At 54.3% G+C, this 21,229-nt stretch carries 18 protein-coding genes; 5 read left to right on the plus strand and 13 right to left on the minus strand.

All coding sequences use genetic code 11. The annotated features are described in order from the left end of the window. Window positions 1-46: 46 nt before the first annotated feature. The 7 genes from OGV19_RS10815 to OGV19_RS10845 all read right to left on the minus strand — a co-directional run bounded on the left by OGV19_RS10815 (window position 47) and on the right by OGV19_RS10845 (window position 7,895). Complete coding sequence (locus OGV19_RS10815; protein WP_156340836.1) at window positions 47-391, minus strand: hypothetical protein; 345 nt, start codon at window positions 389-391, stop codon at window positions 47-49. Beyond that, entirely contained in the window at window positions 388-4,218 is a 3,831-nt protein-coding gene (locus OGV19_RS10820) for a YobI family P-loop NTPase (RefSeq protein WP_170029811.1), read from the minus strand. Before OGV19_RS10820 ends, OGV19_RS10815 begins: the two co-directional genes overlap by 4 nt. A 264-nt stretch (window positions 4,219-4,482) precedes the next feature. Continuing rightward, window positions 4,483-5,211, minus strand: coding sequence for a metallophosphoesterase family protein (locus OGV19_RS10825; protein WP_060511507.1), 729 nt, complete (start codon window positions 5,209-5,211; stop codon window positions 4,483-4,485). A gap of 38 nt (window positions 5,212-5,249) precedes the next feature. Next, the gene (locus OGV19_RS10830; RefSeq protein ID WP_170029810.1) at window positions 5,250-5,675 is read right to left on the minus strand and encodes a DUF6957 family protein; all 426 of its coding nucleotides are present in this window, start codon (window positions 5,673-5,675) and stop codon (window positions 5,250-5,252) included. Between the two features lie 763 nt (window positions 5,676-6,438). Then, window positions 6,439-6,795 carry a hypothetical protein gene (locus tag OGV19_RS10835; RefSeq protein ID WP_264313358.1) on the minus strand — a complete coding sequence of 119 codons (357 nt, stop codon included), beginning with the start codon at window positions 6,793-6,795 and terminating at the stop codon, window positions 6,439-6,441. Further along, a complete protein-coding gene (locus OGV19_RS10840; protein ID WP_170034172.1) occupies window positions 6,795-7,520 on the minus strand; it encodes a metallophosphoesterase in 726 nt (241 codons plus the stop codon). The genes OGV19_RS10835 and OGV19_RS10840 overlap by 1 nt, the downstream gene beginning before the upstream one ends. A 129-nt stretch (window positions 7,521-7,649) precedes the next feature. Then, window positions 7,650-7,895, minus strand: coding sequence for a hypothetical protein (locus OGV19_RS10845; protein WP_256249822.1), 246 nt, complete (start codon window positions 7,893-7,895; stop codon window positions 7,650-7,652). Between the two features lie 497 nt (window positions 7,896-8,392). Here OGV19_RS10845 and OGV19_RS10850 point away from each other — a divergent pair, with 497 nt between their 5' ends. Further along, window positions 8,393-9,022: a hypothetical protein gene (locus OGV19_RS10850; protein ID WP_060511519.1), complete on the plus strand. Its 630-nt coding sequence runs from the start codon at window positions 8,393-8,395 to the stop codon at window positions 9,020-9,022. 142 nt (window positions 9,023-9,164) lie between these two features. Here OGV19_RS10850 and OGV19_RS10855 read toward each other — a convergent pair whose 3' ends face one another. Next, complete coding sequence (locus OGV19_RS10855; protein WP_264313359.1) at window positions 9,165-9,431, minus strand: hypothetical protein; 267 nt, start codon at window positions 9,429-9,431, stop codon at window positions 9,165-9,167. Here OGV19_RS10855 and OGV19_RS10860 point away from each other — a divergent pair. The 4 genes from OGV19_RS10860 (at window position 9,424) to OGV19_RS10875 (ending at window position 13,600) form a co-directional block, all read left to right on the plus strand. Then, a complete protein-coding gene (locus OGV19_RS10860; RefSeq protein ID WP_156340907.1) occupies window positions 9,424-9,579 on the plus strand; it encodes a hypothetical protein in 156 nt (51 codons plus the stop codon). The genes OGV19_RS10855 and OGV19_RS10860 overlap by 8 nt on opposite strands. Before the next feature lie 265 nt (window positions 9,580-9,844). Continuing rightward, window positions 9,845-10,138 carry a hypothetical protein gene (locus tag OGV19_RS10865; protein ID WP_060511522.1) on the plus strand — a complete coding sequence of 98 codons (294 nt, stop codon included), beginning with the start codon at window positions 9,845-9,847 and terminating at the stop codon, window positions 10,136-10,138. Between the two features lie 209 nt (window positions 10,139-10,347). Further along, window positions 10,348-12,669 (plus strand): AAA family ATPase, encoded by a 2,322-nt coding sequence (locus OGV19_RS10870; RefSeq protein WP_218576029.1) that lies wholly within the window; start codon window positions 10,348-10,350, stop codon window positions 12,667-12,669. Between the two features lies 1 nt (window position 12,670). Continuing rightward, window positions 12,671-13,600: an HNH endonuclease gene (locus OGV19_RS10875; protein ID WP_264313360.1), complete on the plus strand. Its 930-nt coding sequence runs from the start codon at window positions 12,671-12,673 to the stop codon at window positions 13,598-13,600. Window positions 13,601-13,719: 119 nt separating this feature from the next. Here OGV19_RS10875 and OGV19_RS10880 read toward each other — a convergent pair whose 3' ends face one another. The 5 genes from OGV19_RS10880 to OGV19_RS10900 form a co-directional block, all read right to left on the minus strand. After that, a complete protein-coding gene (locus tag OGV19_RS10880) occupies window positions 13,720-15,552 on the minus strand; it encodes a UvrD-helicase domain-containing protein (RefSeq protein WP_264313361.1) in 1,833 nt (610 codons plus the stop codon). Window positions 15,553-15,712: 160 nt separating this feature from the next. Further along, window positions 15,713-17,875, minus strand: coding sequence for an ATP-dependent nuclease (locus tag OGV19_RS10885; RefSeq protein ID WP_264313362.1), 2,163 nt, complete (start codon window positions 17,873-17,875; stop codon window positions 15,713-15,715). A 771-nt stretch (window positions 17,876-18,646) separates the two neighbouring features. Beyond that, the gene (locus OGV19_RS10890; protein ID WP_264313363.1) at window positions 18,647-19,474 is read right to left on the minus strand and encodes a TniQ family protein; all 828 of its coding nucleotides are present in this window, start codon (window positions 19,472-19,474) and stop codon (window positions 18,647-18,649) included. A gap of 188 nt (window positions 19,475-19,662) precedes the next feature. Beyond that, a complete protein-coding gene (locus tag OGV19_RS10895; protein ID WP_060511530.1) occupies window positions 19,663-20,343 on the minus strand; it encodes a hypothetical protein in 681 nt (226 codons plus the stop codon). Beyond that, window positions 20,340-21,227 (minus strand): ATP-binding protein, encoded by an 888-nt coding sequence (locus OGV19_RS10900; RefSeq protein WP_060511532.1) that lies wholly within the window; start codon window positions 21,225-21,227, stop codon window positions 20,340-20,342. The genes OGV19_RS10895 and OGV19_RS10900 overlap by 4 nt, the downstream gene beginning before the upstream one ends. Window positions 21,228-21,229 lie beyond the last annotated feature (2 nt).

A 21,229-nucleotide genomic window follows, 5' to 3' on the forward strand; every position in this document is an offset into this window, starting at 1 on the left:
TAGGCGGCCCAGAAAGGGGCCGCAAGTGACCCAGCGCATATACTACTCAGCGCTTCATTTGGGGCGTGTAAGGCTCAATATGCGTGCTGTTGCAGTTAGTTCTGGCACCCCAGCAGCAAGGATAGGCCCGAGCGCGCTCCTGGTCATCGGAGCGGAAAACAATCACGCGGCTGCCACGATGCTCGCCTTTTGTGGTGATGCGTGCCTGAACCGTAAAGGGCGTGGAGTTCCCGCCAGTATGATACTGGCGGTCAGGCTCTTGAGTAGCCAGGTCGTAGGCCTGATCAAACGTCAGGGCATTAACAACCGCCCCGCTGTGTGGGCCGATGCTTTCCTTTACCACCATGTTGATCTCATCCTTTGTGTAGATGTGAGTAGAGTCAGGGTTCACAACCATCCTGCCTGAGACGGGCTAGAGGCCCTCTCACCTGAGTAGGTGCTTTTCTTTCGGCAGGCGATAATCAATGCATCGAAGATTTTGGCACGAACGAAACCACGTCGCTGAAGGGCTTTGATCAATCGCACGTTCTCAACCTCCGCGGCCAGTCTGATCGGGCGCCGCTGCCCAGCAAGGGCTGAGAACTCATCCCCCAAATGTGGCAATACGGCTGCAACGCTCAGCCAGTCGCAGCCCATGATCAACAAGTGGATCATGATGTCGGCACGGTTTCCCTGGCTGAGGAATGGGCTCTTGGTCAACTCAAACAACACCGGGAGGTAGCTCTCAGAAAACGGCATCCATTCCTGATTTCCTCGTGCACACGCGTTTGCGAGCCCAACAGCTGCTTCGGAATTTTTCATAAAGACATCAGCTGGCACCGTCGACCATAGCTGCATGACCTCTCCCATGGAGGGCACTTGAGAATTGCTCAGTGCGACAGTCATGGAGATCGGCAGAGCACTAAAGTTGAGCTTCAGCCTCGCCTCTTCCCAGCGGTTGAGCAGGTAAGCCAACTCCAGATGGGGTGCATGAACCCTGAAGATGTCCAGCCCCACTTGGCTATAAGGCACGCAATCAGCTTCAGAGATGAATGCCCACCTCGAAGCAGGTATCGACGAATCCAGGAGGGCGAAATCTATCTTTATCGGGGCAAACAGATGCGCCAGAGTTTCGTCCTGCACACGCTCATTGCAAAGAAGGTACCGTTGCAGCTTGATTTGCTGGTCGGATTCGCTCCATAGCTCATGAGCCAGGACTTCGGCCTTGCTCTGGATGTAGTCCAGGAATACAGCCTCTGCATTGCGGTCTTGGACGGCGGCTGATACCCCCTCACCGTCATTCAAGACCTCCCTGAATACCATCCAAACTGCACCGGGCATACCGTTGGCATCGATACGATCCTCATCCATTGCCAGCAGCCAAACCTCCCGCAGAGGTTCATCGAGGCTGGGCAATGAACACTGGGTGCGGCTGAACAACTCGCGCATCTTGTCTGGCTGTGTACTGAGCAGCTCTAACAGAGCCCGTAATGTATCGGACGACTCATCCAACATCCCTTCCTGTTGCAGGAGCTGCTCGACGACAGCAACGATGTCCTCGTCGAGTTGCTCTTTGAGATTCGGAACGTCCAGCTGAACGAGCCTTTCGTAACTGACAGCGTCGTCCTCAACATTCCCATCAGCCACCTGGCAAAGCAGCCGTAGCATGCGAAGATCCAGTTTCAAGCAGCGCCACGTGACCACGGCCTTGAGGTCGTCCGGGCTGATCTGCTTGCTAATATTCGAAAACTTGATGGGTTTGCTGCGCAACCATTGCCAACCTCTCTCACTCGCGCTCATGCGCGGGATCCAGGCTGACACGTCCTCGAGCTGTTCAACCCATGTTGAGAGTGTACCGTCCTCGTCCAATCTGGCCGTCTCATCCGCTGTCAGGGTATCCAGAACGTGGTAGATCCACCGGGCTCGTGACGCATCTGTTTGAAAACGCCGAGTGCTCAATACGCTGAAAATCAGGTCGGAATCAGCGCTGTGCAACGCTCGCACCAGCTCGTTACCTTTTTCAAATTCGACGAAGTACTCAGTTGCTTCTCCCAGCAGCTCAGGCTCCTGATGCCCCCCCTTGAGTATTACCGCCAACTTCTCTGCCCGTTCTTCACTCTCCTCTCGCTCCAGAAGCCTTGGCTTGAGCAGTTCGTTCATCAGGCCGAGCAAGATCCCGCGCCCCTGGCTCAAGGACTCATGATCGAGCGCTCTAATCACGCGTTCTGGTTTTTCAACCTTGGTATTAAAACCAGCCATTTCATCACGACCGAGCGCAAGAATGAGGTTCTTATCCGATTGGGTCAGCGAGCCTTCGTAGAAATAGCCGAGGTAATCGACAAAATCGGTGTCGAGATAGCCCTTGAGCACCAGGAAGATCACCATCTTGAAGTCAGTTAGCCTCTCCCTGACCACACCACCATAGGTTTTTCTGACAGCAACCCTGAAAGGTACCGCTTTGAGGTGACGAATCTCACGCTCCAGTTTGGCAATCTGGGCATCAAGCTCGGGCAACGAATCAGCCAGCACCTTGGCGCGTGCCTCGTAATTCACTTCCTTGAGGATCATTTCCGTTTTCTGAGGATTCCATATGACGTCAGGTCGTTTTTGAATCGATGGCCGGGCGTTGTTAGCCGCTTTGAAGCGCGCAAACCCATCATCTTCGGCGATGTCCTTCAGTGAAATGTAGGAGCCGTCATCTAGCTGCAGTGAGGTTGCCTCCCACGCTTGGTCGCGCCTCATTATCTCGTACCAGACGCGGGCGCGCAGTTCTACAACATCCGTCGCCTGTTCGTGCTGACGGGCTATACGGCGCGCCTGAAGGGCAGAAAGCTCATCCTCTTTGGACTGGAACTGGGAAGCCACCCACGCCGGGTATTCTTCGAAAATTGAATAGAGTGTTCCTCGTCGTTTCGCCAGGTCTGCAAAGGCACGGGGGTAGAGATTTCGAATCGCAACCATGGCAAAGAGCTTGTTCAGGTCGAGTTTCACTTCACCGCAGACAAGCAGGCTCTCGTAGATAGAGTATTCGTTGACGAGATTTTTGATCAGACGCATGTCATCAATGTAGTAGCCGACATTGTCTATGAGCCGCTCATGTAGCCGATGGGGCAGCCGATCGCTTGAAACCCTTTCGCCAAGCAGCTTGGAAAGCAGCTCGTTGGCGTTATCCCCATGAACGACTGGGATGATCGGAATGATGAGGTCGAAAAACTTGGTCTTGTCACCCACCCCAAACATTTCATCCCGAATGGCGTACACAAATCGGACAGGCCGCTTCACCTGAGGAGAGTTACGGATGATGAAATTGATTTCCCTCAGCCGGAAAAAGATTTCCTGAACATCGAACCTGTCCAGATCCTCGATCACCACCACATCGACGTCGCTGCGCTCAAAGCAGTAGATGATCTCATCCACATTTTTGTGAAGCACCGAGCCATGCTGGGTAGCCTCAAGCTTGCCCCCCTTGAGCGTTAACCCATCGATGCTGAATAACGACAGGAGCTTCAAAGCGGTGTGAAGCAACCAGATACCTCCAGCAGCCAGGACGAGCAGGGCCAAAGGCTCGGAAATCAACAAGAGCTTTTCAAGCAGCCAGCTTGAAGCGACGCTCGAGTTATTGGCTATCGTAGGGCTGTACAACCTCAATGCGCAGACAGCGATTGCTGTCATCGCACCGGTACGAAGCGACAAGTGAAAGCTCGAAGTCTGTGTGATCCGCTTCAGGCGGGACTTGGGAACCTTGCTGGCAGGCACTGCATAGAGCAACTGCTGAACAATCGTCTCTTCGATGCGATTGATCAGGACGTCCTTGTCCGCTTTTTCAACCGTGATGTCCTTATCCACCTTGGGCCCGGCAGCATCAGCGCCTTTTTCTGCAGGCGTCTGAGATGACGTGTCCACCTTGGGCTTAGTCCCAGATTCACCGACAAGATCGGGCTTGGTGAAAGTCGCCAAGGATATGAAGGTGTGTTTGTAGGATCGGTGGTTCTCAAAAAAAGTCTTCAGAACGCTGCTCTTGCCAGCGCCATAGCTGCCCGTGATGGCTATGTTCAGAATCTCGGGATTTTCCAGAGCGTGCCTCAGCTCACGCTCGTACCTGCTTGAGACATGTTCCTTCAATAGCACGGGGGTCAACGGCTCAAAGAACTTCTCTTTACTCGAAAGCGTCTGAGACGTGTTATACCCCTCGCCCATTTCGCAGATCCGCGCCGCTAGCGCGTCCCATAAACGCTTCACACGGCCTTTCCGATACTCAACCATCTACCTTGATCCCGATCCCGGCCTTCCGTGTCGCGCTGCGAGCGGATTACCTAGCCTCCATCTGCATGCGCACCAGCTCAAGGGTGCTCACGCTCCGATAGCGGCTATATGCCATAGATGAGCCTGGCTAGCTAGGCTAAAACAACTAATGAAGCTGGGCGACAACCGTCCTGGCGGCTTCATACTCACCTTGGCTTAACGTTATGTCACCATGGCTGATGTCGACCAGGCCACTCAGAGTCAGATCTCCATCATGAAATCTGCGGCAAATCCTGTTCGCTCACCAGGATATCCCCTCGGATTTGAGACGAGTCGGCAGCCGGAGACACTTGTATCAACAGCATGGTGCGTGTGACCAAAGATCCATGCATCCGCGAGCTCAAGCAAATCGTGCCATTGGTTGGAGTAAGCCGCCGCTAGGTGGCCTTCATGGCCATCCCCGGCGACCTCAGCTATCGGGCAGTGGTGTGTAACAACTACCGTCTTGCCGTCAAACGGCTTAGCGAGTTCGCAGGCGAGATACTCGCGGGTAGCGATGTTCCGGGCAATGAGGTCGGCGGGTCTGAGCTTGCGATAACCGTCCCCGATGCGGATTCGTTTGAAGTCGTTCATCCATTGCGCACATTCCCTCATCGCTGCTCTGTAGTCCCCGGTCGAGGTGAAGTCTGTCCAACCAGTCGCCACCAGAAACCGAGTGCCCCCGATGACGAGGCTCTGGTTGTCCAGGATGCGCACATGCGGCTCGGCTGCGTCTCGCATCTTGGTAAGCGTTCGATCAATGTGCCCCTTGTAAAACTCGTGGTTGCCGCAGACGTAGATCACCTGGCATTTGAATGTCTGATTTGCCCACGTCACTCCGAGGCTTCGCACCGAAATGTCGCCCGCGAGTACAACCACATCAGCCTCGACCGGAGGAGGCTCGAACTCAGAAAATTCCAGATGCAAATCAGAGTAGATCGCTATCTTCAATTACCCAGGCTCCGTGTCGTTAGTATCAGGTCGTCGCTTCACATTGCGTCCTGGGTCACCCGCCACCCAACGTTATCGAGCGTCAGTACAGCTGTGAGACTGGTGTGATTGCGAAAGCCGGGCCCCGCCAGGTAATACAGCGTGTCTTTGCTTTCGAACACCGACCCTACCTGCGAGTAAAGAAAGCTGGATCTCAGCCCGCCTGGCCGTGAGCACTGGGTGCGACTGTCGAAAATGATTTCCCGTCCCAATAACACGGTAGGTTGAAGACCTTGCGCCTGCAGAGTCTTCTCGTCGGTGTGAGACACCATCACATCAAGCAAAATCCAACTCCTGATCACGCAGTAAGGCTTGTCTCCCGAACGGGTCTTTGCTAATTCAATCAACTGATCGTCCGAAGATGCCAGTCCTTCTACGTGCTCTGCGCCGTGGAGTAAAAAGTACGCCAACTGTGCTGCTTCCACCGTCCCACCTTTCTCATCATCAGGCCCGACGACTGAATGCTTAGTCGCCTCTATCGCAGTCGGCTAACAAGGGTTACCCTCGCCGCCGAGTAAATTTGTTTGCAAGCTTCTCAACGCCCCATCGACGCTCAGGCCAGCAGCTCGTGTCTTGAGAATCTGGTGTGATAGCGAGCGTTGTCAGATTCGCATCATTAAACTGACGCCACCTGCTGTCTGTTGAATCGCTACCCACGCGTGTACGGATGCCGCAGCTGTTTTTGCGGCTCGATAACCAGGCCGGTCGATAACCTCAGATGGCGGCGCCGACACCCTTCCGTCAACGCATGAGACGGTCTTCAACGATTACAGGAATGCCGTCACCTCCCTCTCCTCTCCAGTCGACCTTCTAGCCCCTATGAACCGATTCAAGCACCGCTACGCTCAACAACTGAATGTTGCGAAACGTGAGTTGAGCTCCACAGAGGCCCAGTCACAGACGACATAGAGGCTCCCGTTCACGGTGCGATAAAGCCGAAATCCCTCCTGCTCCCAACCACCCTCTAACCGAGAACTTCGGATGACGGCGCTATCCTCAAAGCGGCCTCGACGCTCGCCGTAAACGATGCCAACCAAGCAGCCTAGATGCAGATCAATCGCGGTGTGGTACAGGTACCCCGTGACCAATGATGCAAATCCGGTAGCGCGCGCCCGAGTAACGCACTCAGGCTCGCCACAGGCTGCGGCTGCGCGCTGCCGACCTGGCTCGTCCCATTGGTCATCCATCTCAATGCACCTCAAAGAACGGACGTAAACCGCCGTTTTCGTAATACCAATGGGCAATCACATACAGCCCGCCGCCCTGTGCTTGCACAACCAGGTAACCTCCCCGATAGAGACGCTCTACCACTGGGGGCGTCCACATCGGCAGCCCCTCTGGGAAGTCATGGCGATAGTCGCAAAAGATCAGGCCGGTCATCTGCGGCGGCTTGTCCAGCGCGCACATCAGATAGCCAACGACTTCGTCATCGGATATCACCTCCCTGGCGGCCTGGATAACTTTAGGAAGCCGATTGAAGGTAACGTCTGCCTTTGTGGCGCCAAACGTCTTGATCAGGTAACCCAGATCGGTGCCTGCAGTCATTAGATCTCAACCTCAAAATCAGAGCGAAACTGCAGTCGCTCCCCCGGATAGCCTCTTGGGTTCGACACCACACGGCAGTCACGCTCCATGAGGTCGACCGGACAATGCGTATGGCCGAAAACCCAAAGATCTGCCTGGTGAACGAGATCCGGCCAGTGATTGGCATACGCCGCATCAAGGTGGTCACGAGGGCCATTCAAAACACCGACCAACGGAGCATGGTGAGTTACCACTGCGGTAAGTCCTGCAAAGGGTTTGCTGAGCTCCTGGGAAAGCCAAGTGCGTGACGCCAGGTTACGTACAGCCACATCTTCAGGTCGCAAGCGGCGATTGTCTGCTCCAGTCCGAATCACCCGAAAATCATTCATCAGTTCAGCAGCCCTGCGCATGGCAATGTCTGTCGAACCCGTCAATGAAAAGTCAGTCCAGGCAGTGGCGCACAGAAACCGGGTTTGATTCCAAATCCAACACTCGTTTTCCAAGACATGTACATGCGACGCTGCGACCGCCTTCATCTCCTCAAGCGTTCTTTCGAGGTGGCCATCGTAAAATTCGTGGTTACCGCAGACGTAAATGACAGGACAACCGAACGCAGCGTTTGCCCACTGCACGCCCCGAGTTTTCACACCGATGTCCCCTGCCAAAATAACCACATCAGCACCCGTCGCCGGCGGCGTGAAATCTTCGAATTCGGTATGTAAATCGGAATACACCAAAATTTTCATGCAGCTACCCGCAGGACTGACTTTCAGTCCCGTAATTTCGATTAAGCGATATATTGAAATCGTCCCTGGCTTGCGTGTGGACAGGCCGATCTGGTCTTCCGCACGCGCAGCAAATCGCGACAGTTCCACTCATTTGACTATACGACATTGAGTGGAACTGCGCAAACCGGGCATACAGTCGGATTTTAGGGATACGCCCGAATGCTCAGGCAAGCGATCGCCGCAGCGCTGACCCACGTTCGCCAGCAACAGCAAATACTGCTGACCGATCTTGAGGAAGGCGTAACCGCCGCCCACCTCAGTCGCGTCGAGCGCAGTGAGCGTGGGGTTACGGTGGAAAAGCTCGATGCGATCGCGCGACAGCTTGGTGTGCATCCCCTCACCCTTCTCGCACTGGCATACGGCGCTGATGAGGTCGTTCGCCCTACGGAACTGTTGAAGCAGGTGTCTAAAGAGGTGGCTACCCTGGGTGGGTCGATAGCCCCGCTCGCGATCAAGCCAGAGTCCAGGACACACTCCCGGGTGGCAGCGGCCAATGAGCGCCGGGAAGAGGTTCAACGCCTGAGGGGCCAAGGGCTGACCAAGGCTGAGGTGGCTCGGGAGCTAGGCGTTTCCAAACAGACGGTGGCGAGGCATTGGTAATTACGGCAAACACCACCACCCAGCAGTCATTGCTTCTGGACACCAGGGCGGCACAACGGATTGTCAAGCAGCCACACCAGTGCTAGTCTCCGCGGCCAGGTACTCGGTAGGTGCCTGCAGTCCACACCAGCGAAGCTCTAGCACTATCGTGACAGTTGAATTACCCGACCTGACATCAATCAGGTTGCCTCGTAGTGGACGCCAGGCCAGCCCTCCCGAGAGCTGAAAAAATGCAAGTCACCTCCAGCCACATCAAGCAAGTCAAACGTGTCGCCAAGGAATTGAAAGACACCTACCCCTGGCTAAAGCTGGGTCAGCGTCAAGACAAAGCTGCAGTCCAGGAATTAGGCGTCAGAAATTACCATGAGGCGATCCGCCTTTATGACAAGTGGATCATGCTCCATGTGCACGTCTCTCCTGACCCTCATGGCGTTAGCAAGTGTTCCCTCTGCGATTACAGCTTCGCCTTCGACCTCAAAGAAGATCGCGAATCTCACCGTGAAGTGCATGAGCAATTTCATGAGGCAAGCGAGGCGATGGGCTATTGCCCAGCAAATTTTGTGCTGCGCGAGCAGATGAAAGACAGGGGAAGTAAACAGGCTTTCTCGGATCAGGGCTTGGAGGCACGGATCGAAGGCGTGCTACTGCTTGTGCGTGGTTGGTATGACCGCTCCCTCGCCCATGCGATCTATGGTAACTACTGGCGCAAGCACCCGTCTTTCGAAGCTTATGTTTCCATGATCCAGGATACCCTGGGGGGCATGTACCAGGAGCAGAAAGCCGAACTCAGAATCAGATATGGGTACTGCCCAGGCCATATCCGTCCTGGCGACAGTAACTGGTACCCACGCCCTCACTAAACCTCTCCCAATGGTAGGGGGCTTCCCAGACCTCACTCTGTAACCGGAGTGGGGTCAACAGATCCCACCCTGCCTGAACCTTCACGATCGACGCCTCAGCTATCCAGACGATGCGCCTGCATTCAGTCGCATGTGAAGCCAGTCAGCGGCCAAGCAGCCGGTGCTGTCCACGCAGCGCTCGCGCTACCTTCTTAGCTTGTGCAGTGATCGCTACTACCAATGCGCAGCAGACAATGTAGGGAAGTGTTTCAGCAACCCCCTGCTCAACCGTCAGGCCGTACGTTATGCGTATGAGGTTACGAGATTCGTCTCCCGCCTGGATGAGACATAGCGGAATCAAGGCCCAGGCCACAAGTCGCTTGGCCAGACGGTTTTCGATAATGCGGTTATGGATGGCTTTCATGGTCATGCTGCTCCTGTTAGCGATGCTAGGGTTTGTACGAAAAGTCGCCGAGCGGCGATCAGGCAAGGCGAAAACAGGCGAGGAACGGTCGGAGTCGCGCTCGACTTTGCTGGTGGCAAATGAGCATTCCGAGCCTGTTTTCAACGCAGCATGATCGGCGCGCAGGCACTTTTCGTACAAAGCCGAGGGGCATTCATACTCACACGCTAAATCCTGCTATGCACGCCAAAACAGGCCCTCCAAAATCACGGTACAGAGCAATGCTCTCATTGCCTGTTACGTAGGCTTGGCCAGACATCAAACCGTCACAGTGGTAATCGTTTGTGTCTGCGACTTGAATACCAGCAGATAGCCACCACGTCTGGCTTACCGGATGCGATAAGGATTTCCCAGGATCGCCCGGCTCAGGAACGTAAGACATGGCCAAGGCTAAGACCATCAGCGACATCAACGCCAAATACAGCTACAAGGATGAGAACCCAGGCGGTAAGCGAGACGCCTCACTGGTGTCGTGCGCTCAGTGTGAGGATTACAACGAGTTGAGCTACATCTACAAGACGAAGCTCAAGCCTTTGATCGATGATGACGAGATCACCCACGACGAGGCAATTCAGGCGCTGGACGAAGCCTGTGCCGAACTCAAAAATCCTCGTAGTCGCGAGAAGTTCTACGAGCTGTTAACCAGCAAGCTTGGCCAGACCATCGGCGAATAACCCATGCACTAACGCCTTCAAACTGGGGGCTGCCGCAAGGATCTGCTCCCAGTCTCGTCCACGCAAATCTCTTCCCTGCATAGCACTTTTGCGCGCCATATAGCGGCTCGCTCCTTCTCCATTAGAGACCCGCTTGCCTGCGGACTCAGGCTGTCGGATCATGCCAAACAGCCACCATCCCTTAACACATTGGAAAATGAGAGCGTCACATGGAATACGACGAAGGCCGGGAGATCACTCGCCTGATCGCTGAAGAAATGCTTAACGTAGGACGTAGCTTCCCAAACATTTCATCAGAGAAAATCAATCTCCTCGCCGCGTTGCACCTGACGAAGGGGCTGATCCTGGAAGACAGGTACCGAAGCAGTTTTGAGGATGCCAGGGTACATGTAACCGAGCTGATGAAGCTAAACGAATTCGATGATACAGACGTCAGGGCAGCGTTCAACGAAAAGCTGCTGCACATCCGAGCGGTGTCTAGTGACACGATGGATCGGGAGGTCAGGGTAAAAACGGCGACACATCTCATTGATCTCTTCATCTTTGAGTTCTACAAGATTGCCCCGAGCCATCCAATGGTGGTCGCAGCCTTGGTCGGAAGTATTCATTCCACCTTGTACTCGCCTATTGTCGAGATTGCGCCGACGACGGCTGAGCTGTCTATTGGAAAGTCCTCTGAAATAGACAGCAGTTCTTTCCCGATGCTGTCCCCGACCTCTGCTGGTTTGAAGGCGCTGATTTCCTTAAAACTCATCATCAACCAGATCTACCCTGACTTTATTCATCGTCACGTTCCTGACAGGGTCGCCGACAGTCAGCCGAGCTACCTCGTTGACGCTGGCCCGCAATTCAAATTCACTGCCGTGACGGGACTCATCAACCTCGCCGCATTTGCCTTACAGTACCCTCAACCTGCGCGATTCATGCTTGTACTGCCAGCCAGCAAAGCGAAGTACGGCGGACTACGTAAAGAGCTTGCACCGGCGATCTTCAACGGTCTGCGGTTAGACGCTGCTATCTGTTTTAGCTCCAGCGAAGCGACAGCCGCCGCGCATGACCAAGTCCTGCTGATTTTTAGCCAGCATATTCACTTGATGCGCAAGCCAGCGCTGTACATCGACGTCTCAAACGCTAATAAATCCCTGGAGCGGCTGGATCTTGAAGAACGCGCGATCCTAGCCGGTCATATCTTTAACATCCATGAATCACGCAACATCGACGACCTGCCCAGGAGCATTCCTCCGAAGGTCGAAACTATCTTGAATGCACAGTTTTCAGATGGTTTCAAGGATGTAAAGGGGCTGTGTATCGAGGACAAAAGCGAGCATCAGGAAGCCTGGAAAATCTATTCGCCCAAAAACTTCATCCGAACCAATCAGCTTCAGGGAAGTGTTTTCAACCTTGCGGCCAACCCACAAGACATTCTCAAGCTTTTGAGCGATCCGACTGAGCCTGCCTGCATCTATATCATTGGTAACAACGGTGCAGGGAAGACCCAGTTGCTGTGTGAACTCATCGACAGGGTCGGTGAGCTTGATCGCAGAACTGTTGGCATCTCGACAGGGGTACATGATCGTTTCCCGCTCGGACGCAGCCAACAATACAAACGTTTTGAGTATCGCGGTGCCCGCACCAGTGCAGATGCCATCTCTCCCTCCAGGTTGACCAAAGCCGTAACCGCCTTGGCGGCCAGGGTCTTCGTCGATCAGCACATGCTTGAGGCCTTGAAAGAGTGCCAAACGTGCCTGGGCTTCGCCCCACGCTTCTACTTCATGCTTCGGCCAGAAATGGCACTGGACAATGCCCCTAATGAAATTCGCACCTTGAGGATGTCAGATCACGCTGCGGATAACCATGTTCCTGACGAGCTGGCCAAATACGAGTTCGGCGTCGTGCGCCCAGCGATTGACGATCAAAAGGAGCGGATTGTCTCCTACTCATCGCTGAGTTCTGGAGAGCAAAACATCAACCAGTTGCTGCTCAACATCATCACGTCAGCCGAACCAGGGACGGTCTTTCTGGTAGACGAGCCAGAAATCAGCTTGCATCTGAAATGGCAGCAGACACTTCCAAGGGTGTTCCACCTGCTCTCCCGCCGCTTCGGTTGCTCATTCGTCGTCGCAACCCATGCTCCGACCCTCATCACCAATGCGAACGACCAAGGCAGTCACAGCTTCTTGCTCGACACGGGCAAATTGCCGAAGCTGACTGACAAGGAGCGGTACTCCGTTGAGTCGATCATTCTGGAAGGCTTCGGTACCTACACCCCTCACAACCGCGCGGTGCATGAGGCCTGCGCTCGTATCGTTGCCAAAACGATTGAAACAAAAGGCAAGCTTCGAGCTGACCAGCCCTCACCTCTCAAAGAGCTGAATGACATGCTCAAGAAGATGCCGACTCAACCTGGAGCATACGTACCTCCAGGTCAGGAAGAGGACATCGACCTGATCAAGAAGGCCTACACCGCGATTGAGTTGCTACTGGTCGACCAGGAAGCGGCAAGCAAACGTACCGACGAGGCTCAGGTGTAGCATGGCGGATTACTATGTGCTGAAAGATGCCGACATGAAGCCTGCCTACGACGAGTACAAGGCGCAGTGCCATGCCGAGGAGCGCTTCCATAAGGTCGTAATGTTCAACATTCACCGTTTCCACGTGATGGCTCTGCAGCGATTCAAGGCAAGACAGGCTGGCGAAGCAATCAAGAAACGAAACCTCTGGAACGAATTTTCGAATCCTAAAAAGCCGGTGCCTGCAGCTACAGTGGCCGCAGCGCCTGGCGCGATCGCCGCCCCTGGCACGATCGCTGCACCTGGCTCACCTGAGGCGGGAGTTGCAGGTTCCCCTGCACCTGCTGAGACGCCCAAGCGCAAGCGAGGCCCAGCGAAGCCGACCGTCAGTGACATCAAGGGAGCTTTCAGGCAGTACATCGCTAAGCAGCAAGGTAACCGTTGCTGCTACTGCCGGCGGTGGTTATTCAACAGCGGTTACTCGAAGCCAATCGAGCACATCCTTCCACGCGAAAACTACGAACAATATTCCTTCCACTTCTGGAACCTGTCGGTCGCCTGCGTTGACTGCAACAGTTTGAAGACTGACGACGACTGGGCCAGCCCCACCAAACAGGGCTTGGAGGCGTACCCTGCGCCCAATTCTTTCACGGAAATGTTCCACCCTCGCTTCCATCGCTTCGACGATCATGTTCGCTTCATTCGGGTGCAAACCAATGATCACAGCGTCACGCTATACCGAGGCATCACGCCGCAAGGGCAGAAGCTGTGTGAGGATCTGCTGAACAAAATCGCGGGTAAGGAAGTGATTGTGAACGCGAACGCCGACCTCAAAAGCTCGCTGGAAACCATTGAGCAGTTCGAGGTTGAGGAAGGCAGTGAACTGGAGAGCGCCTTGAAAAGCCTGCATGGTGCCCTATCGGGTCGCACGTTCGAGCTGGTGCAGAGCTAATAGGCCAGACGAAGCGAAACGGGTGGGAATTTTTCCACCCGATCGCTTCACCATGCCTTCCCGTGAGATCAACGATGATGACAATGTCTCCGGGTTTTACCGGGCATATCAACCGTGGGTCAGCTTGCCGCTCTCGCATCCAACTCATTGATCACCCAGCCCTGTGCCTGCAGGGCCGCCCTTCGCTCAACTCTCGCCTCCCCCTCACCCAGCGCGCTGCTTCGAATCGCCAGACAAAGCAGATGCGTAGGCCGAGTCATGCCGACATACATGAGCATCCTGTTTTTCCGGTAAGTCACCTGATGTTCTTTCTTAACCAAGGGCTTTCCTTCAAGCCAGGGCAACATCATTTCCAGAAAGTGCTGTCCACTGAACGTTTCCAAGATCAGCGTCGCCGAATGCGTCTTCCCTTTGACGGAGTGCATGGACGCCAGCTGAACGTCGACAGGCTCGTGCCCCCCGGCCTCCCATCGGTATGTGTTAATGGTTTTGCGGGGCACCTGCGACTCGACCTCGACCGTATCGCCTGGTTCTGCCCACGCCAGATAGGCTTCCACATCGGTAGTCATTGAAACCTCCTCCCCAGGATGCAGCTCCTGGATCAGCCGCTTGAGGAGCCCAACGTGGGTCTCAACCCACCGCTTCTCTCGTAGTGGATGCGGATAGAACAAGTAGAGGTAGATACCTCGCTGGTAGGCTTTGAGAAGCTTCGCGTTAGCTGCCAAGCTTCGCTCGATGTAGCGGTGTAGCCTTGTTCTGATCTGGACTGGCTTCCTCAACCCAGCACGCTCAGCGAGATGGAGCAGGCACCTCGCGATCATCTCAACGCTTTCGTGCGCGTGACCGCTGATCGCCAGGTGGGCTCTGGCCCTGCGAACACCGTCAATGAATGTCTTGGGCGCATACGTCGAGCCATTAGCGTCTGAGCGGTAGGCGCTCCAATAGTGCTCCAGGGCCTTCGGGAATTGGTTGTCCTTGTACTTCCTCAGTCGGTGAACAGCACCGAGCGCATGCACCCCATCCTTGCGCTGGGTGATGGGTACATGCCGTGACACAAGCTCTGCAAATGCGCCAAGCACACCGCTCGTATCGTCGTCTGGAAAGACAAAAAGGGTGTTGGGACAGTCTTCACCCGTTCTGGCCCGACCGACCAATCCGCCCGTAATGGGAGCGACTGCAAAGCTGTTTGCCAGCGTGGCAATGGCCTGGTTGAATCGAAAGCTTGTGGAGATCTCGATTGTCCCGCCATGCGGGAATGCCCCATCAGACTCTCCGTCACCCTCGAATATCTGCTGATTGGGATCGCCCACCCTGATCACCACTGTATTCGCTGCATCGCGCGGAAATACGTGGTTCAAAAGGCGATTCTGCTCCAAGTCCGTGTCTTGCATTTCGTCGATGAGTACACAGGGGAACCGGGCTTGCAGCGATTGAGCAACATTCGGTTCTTGCTCAATCATGGCCTGGCCAAGCGTGAAAACCTCGTCATAGCAGAAGTAGCCTTCCGAAGCGGCAGCGCCCATGGCTCTGCATAACTTTCCATGAGTAGGTGCATCTGGCGAGCAAATGTAATGCTTACCTTGAAGAGGGGTAGAAAAATCGACCGAGGGCAGTCGAAGATCAGCGAGCGTCTTTTCTTTTTGATCGAGAAAGTACTCTACACCCCAACGATCTTTTCCCAGCGCCCTTCCCCTTGCTCGCCCGGTTGCCTCGTCATCCACCACCGTCAGCGGGTGGCCATTCGAGCGCAGCCAGGGCGACGCAAGAAACCGCATGACAAAACCGTGGATGGTATCGATGAAATGTGGGTAGCGCAGCAGCCTCTGGCCAATCTCTGTGGCGCCCAGCCGGCTCTCAATTTCCTCACGCGCTGCATTGGTGTGCGATAGCACGCAGATCCCCTGCGTTCGACTACGCCAATGACGACCAAGAATGGCCAGCTTGGCAACCACGAGGGTGGTCTTACCGCTCCCGGGCAGGCCGCTACATCGAGCGTATCGAGACGCTTGAGGAACTCCCTCCGAGGTTCATCCAGGTCGCGCAACGACATAAGCGCGCTCACCCACTCGATGTCTGCATCCGTGACTGGAGGCACAAGATCCTGGAGCCGCATTACGCCAACTCCCCTGCTTCAAGCGCCTCTAGCGGCGTCTCCGCGGTGTTTGTGGCCGGCTGCTCCGGCGCCGAAGGCATGATCCGGCCTCTTGTGGCGTATTCGATCGCTTCAACCACGTAGGCCGGTAACGCTGCACGCAAGCTTGCCCGGTCGAGTTCACCTTCATCAAATGCCGACTGCAGCAGGTCGACCAGATGCTGTGCAGTAATCGACTTGGAGCCCGAATCAACCTGCCGGTAAACCTCGGTGGCACGCTCTTCATTGGTGAGATACTGAGACTTAAGTGCCGCCAGCGCCTTCGTCGCCCTCTCGAGGACTTTCTGTCGCGTCAGCTTTTTTTCGTTCATTTTTACATCATGTAAGGCCAACGTGGCGGCACGGTGTACCCAGTCCATAAGCCCTTCGACAGCCAGGTCATACTCGAGCGTCCAATGATCGGCCACGAAGGTCTTCACGTTTTGGCCATCGCCACGTGTCCGTTTCTGACGATGAGCCGCAAGCTTCGGTTCGCGCTCAATCTCGGTAGCGCCAAAGTCACTGAGCATCCGCCATTGACGACGCGCCGGTTTACCCTTGGCGTTGAGCTTGTGCGGATCCAGCCCCATGATGGCCGGCGCGCAATCCGGCATCACATCCATGTCGGTGATGCAGGCCGTTGGGATCTGGATTATTCCCTCTGTCGCATCAGCTCGCTGCATGATGTGTGCGTAACGGCGTAAGCCAACGCCACCCACATTGACGATTGACACACCATGCTCGGTCAAGTCACACCCAAGCAGCCTGGCCAGTGCCGGCAGCAGGATCGCCTCTGCATCCCCTTCAACGATGAGCAGCCCTTTCGCAAAGAACAGGCTGGCCTTGGTGACATCCAGAAAACGACTCAGGAAGCGATAGTCGTCAGCGGACAGCCTCGTTCGCCCCTGTGCCATGGAGAAGGCACGCTGGCCATGAATGAGCACCAGATTCTCCAAGGCAATCTTAGAGCTCAGGTTGGGACTGTGTGTGGTGAGGATCACCTGCACGGGACGTGTATGCGCTGGTTCCGCTTGGGCTTGATCTGGCTGTTGTGTTTGATCTTGCTGTTGTGTTTGATCTTGCTGCTGGGTTTGATCTTGCTGTTGGGTTTGATTTTGCTGTTTGGGGCGAGGCTGCGATGCGCGCTCGAGGAACTCCATCAGTCTAAGTTGGCGCTGCGGGTGAAGATGCGCCTCCGGCTCCTCGATCAGCAGCAGCGGCAGCCCATCCGGTTCCTTGCCGAGCAGTAAGAGCTCGCAGGCCATGAACAGCAGGTTATTCGAGCCCAGACCATAGCTCCCCCTCGCATTCCCCGATCCCTTGTCCAGCAAACCCAACTCCAGGCGCTCAAGGATCTGCTTGAGCTTTGTGGTTTCACTGCCGGTATCGCCGAAGCCAAGATGGCTATGAAGCGGCTGTCCTGCTAAAGAGAGAGGCTCCAGATATCGGTCGTTGATTGTCGCCTGGGCAACCTTGATGGCTTGATGTCCTCTGACCAGCTCGCGCATGTAATCACCCATGCCCGCAATGCTCAGGCCAGTGGCTTCAGCTGCCGACGCCGGTGGAGCGATATCGACATAGGACTCACCGGCGTCTATACCCGGGAAGCTCGACAGGACTTGGGACAAGCGCGAGTTGCGACCCGGTGACATCTCCCGTTCGGCATCTCGCAATGGCTTCAGGTATGCGGTTGCCAGCAACTGGCGCGCGCCGACGTCCAAGGCAGGCCCTTCTCCCCGCTCACCACAGCGAACCTGGATGTCCACCCAGCGACGCGACGCTGTCGGCATCGCGAGTCGACGCGCCGACCAGTGCACATGAAGCAGCCCCTCCCCGCGTGAAAACGTGACGTATTCGGCGAAGGCTCCAAGTTCCAGTGTGGTCAGCCCTGCCAGCGTGCAAACCATAGTAATGTCGGTCGCAGGCTCGCCGTCACTCCCGACATGGAAGTCCTCGAGCTCTAGTCGCAGGAAGTCTGAATCCCGGGTTTGCAGGACATGCCGGATGGCGTCGATCACCGCAGTCTTTCCGGCATCATTCTCGCCTACAAGCGCAGTGACGCCCTCGTTGAAGTGGATGGTGAAACCCGGAGTCAGATCGCCAAACTGGCGGAAATTACGGATCGACAGCGCTGAAAGGTACATCCCCACTTCTCCCTAAGCCTGGCTTCTGTCGGCGCTATTGGCCACTTCTCGCTTCTTCTGGCCTCTTTTGGCCAGTGTTGGCTTGGTGGAGTCCTGGCCAAACGCAATGTTACTGGCTATATGCCACAGACTGGGGGCGAGACGCTATCTCTCGCGATAAACGTCTGTTCGACTGGAATGTGTGGAATCAAAGCGTGTGACCGCCAAACGCTGGTCTCGTAAGTCTACCCGCTGTTGCGCACTGGGATGTTGCTTGAAGCCAAGTGATTGATTAATCGATTGACACTATGCTCTAACTAGCTCCCATTCGGATACCATGAGATTTCGCGAGAGCCGCAGCGACCCTCAGGTGAATTTTATGTATGCTTGCCTGATAGAACGCTGCGCGAGAGCCAAACATACCTGGCCCCCATTGATAGAACTCAAAGAGAATGAAATCCGAAAATTCTCTTATTGAACGATATGCTTCACCGGCTGGCCAGGGTGAGTAGATATCCTGACGATTCAATAGCCAGTTTGAACCGCTATGTTTAACTGCTGGGATCAACCCAATAGCTGTACATGCTTTGTGAAGGACTTCAGCCCGCGCAGCCTTTGAGCCCCAATGTATCGAGTACTGGAAGACGTGTATCGTTGGCAGGGAAATGGTACACGAAAGCCAAGCCTCATGATTCAAACCACCAACTCCAACACCGACAACACCCAAAGGTAGTGTCACATTCCCTATATAGGAGTATTTTACTGGCATGACAGCTCCCAAACATTCTATACTCACGACCGAATAGATACCTCAGAAAATCCTTCGATGAATTGTTGCAACAGAGCAGGACTAGGATTTGGCATCCACTCGCGCAGTCGTCTAGCTATAACGTCACTGTGCAGGCTATTGAACACATTACATGCTGCTCCCAAGCTGCGTGCATCATGAAATCCTGCTATAGCACCTGCGCGCTCGATGAACGATTCAACATCAGTGCTCTCGCGGGGTGTAAATAGCTCAAATAGCCATCCGAGCATCAGCATGCCAGCCCATCTTTGAGCTATTCCTGCAACCAATGGCCCAGCGTTAAGAGTCTGTTGAAATAGGGTAGTAATACGATATGAGCTTCGAGGAGCTATAAAACGATTCACCAAGCCAAATCGTGGATACAAAAAAATTGACAGCAAAAGGCGTGGCAGTCCCGTATGCGGCTCACTGCATGACCACATTCCGTTTTGATCAGCTTGCTGCTGAGAAGCTTCCAAGGTTTGAAAAAATAGTTGAGTCTTGTAAAGCGCAGTAAATTGTTCGTCAGCATCATGGCTACGAGACGCAGCAACGCATTGAGAAGGATCCTCGGAATATGCCTTGAGGATGCGCATGGCCATACTCGGACTTGAAGCAACAATACCACTTGCATCGAGCAGGGAACACTTGTGAATTTGACATACGACCACACCAACAGAGCACCACTCTTTCCTGTATGAAGGGAGTGAAAAATTCGCAATGTGCTCCTTCATGCAGCGGTAGCAAAAGCTGCGTCTGAAGTATCGAGGTATAACCCATTGACTATTCGGCTGGAAGATCTTTGCCTGCTCCTCCCTTGGAATATCCAGCATTTCGCACGCCGCTCGTGAGAATTTGGCATCGTGCGTAAAGTCAGGGTCAAAGTCTTCTGACTGTACGCACGCATGCCAAAGCTCCGCAAGCCTGCTCCTATCGAGCAATGTATGCTGGGAACATAGGCTTTGCCTGTAAACCCAGCAAGAGAAAGCCTCACCATCAAAAATGGGGACATCAGGAGCATTCATTGAAGGGATGACTCCCGTTGACTGCGATAGCCTGGATGGAAGAGCTCCAGCATCGTCCACGCCAAATTGCCGTTTCGTCGATGATAAATGTCATGCAGCAACAGCTTGTCAGCTGCTCGTCCCAGTCCTGACTTCTGATCAATCAATGCTTCAAAAAAGGCTGTAAACTCTGTCCGATCCGCGAATGACCCTAACTCAACAGGCGAGTAGGCACGCTCGTGAGCTCGACACAGTCCGACCATCTCAGCCTGATAGTCAGGACTGCTGACGATGACAAAACTACTATCAGGAAGCGCCTTCAGCAGCCATCCCAGTTGCTTCAATGACTTTTCTTTGGCAAGCGCCGTGAGGGCAAATTTTTCGAAGTCGTGGATGAATATGGTCGGATCTCCTTTCATGGCGCAAAGCTCAGTAACCAATGCAGGAACACCCGACTGTGGCTGAAACTCAAAATCAACGTGTATCTCTTCATAGAACTGACCCAGCAAATCCAGTCCCGCAAGGTCTACGTGATCCCCAACAAAGACTGTAGAGCCGGTAATTTGGCTCAGAACGGCATTGGTGCAGGTGGTCAGACCATTGCCAGGATCAGACATCAAATGGCATACCACGCTACCGTCCTTCAGCGCAGAAACTACACTTTTCACAGCAACGGCTTGGAAAGGCGCCAATGTCATTCTGAAACCTCCTTATCCTTGGGATGGTGCAGTTTGTAACCATAGAGCCTGGTCATCGGTTCAAGATTCTGGAACTGACTCGGCGTAATCTGCTCCGTCCCATGCTTGATTGCATCCATAGCAGTGGACTTGATAATTTTGACGATATTGTCAAGGATCCCGTGTGAGTTCACATGAATAAGCGTTCGCAGCTTAGGGCTTGCAAGGTTAGAGGGCAATTTGAGTGGAAGGTAGGTCTCGTATGTAGCAATGAAATCCACAAAATCCTGATCAAGTTTCCAAGGCTTCAGATGCCACGGCACGAATCGCCGATCAATTATTCGATCCAGTGAGATGATTTCACTCGCAACTGAGTTCCCGAACGCAATAACACAGAGCTTACCATCACCCTCTGCGAGTCCACGAAGCAGCGACAATATAGATTTTTTATGGGAATACGCTTCGAGCATGCAATCAGACAACTCATCAACAACGATCGCGCCGATTCCAAGGGCCTTTATCTTCTGTATGATGAGCTTAACACGATTGACCGCAGTGCCACGCTTGCCAATCGGAACATCGAAGACATCGCACAATGCATCGTGTAATTTAAAACGGTTAACGTTTTCGGTAAGTGTAATAAACACGAACCTTTTACCTTCAAGCTCACCGAGAGCCTTAAGCCGGTTGAATAAGGCCGTTTTACCGTCGCCTCCATCCCCATGGATGAAAATGCTAGCGGACTGGATCTGGTTATCGGTATAGAGCATGTTCCTCAAGCTTTCGAAAAGAGGCGCGTAGCGAGGCGTATCAATCCATATATCATGTCGACATATCTTAATTCGCTCCTTCGCAGGCAGATCAGCGTTATTTCTAAGATCGTGCTTGATATGTTCGTAAGCCATCA

Source organism: Pseudomonas putida (genome assembly GCF_025905425.1).
Lineage (GTDB): Bacteria > Pseudomonadota > Gammaproteobacteria > Pseudomonadales > Pseudomonadaceae > Aquipseudomonas > Aquipseudomonas putida_AF.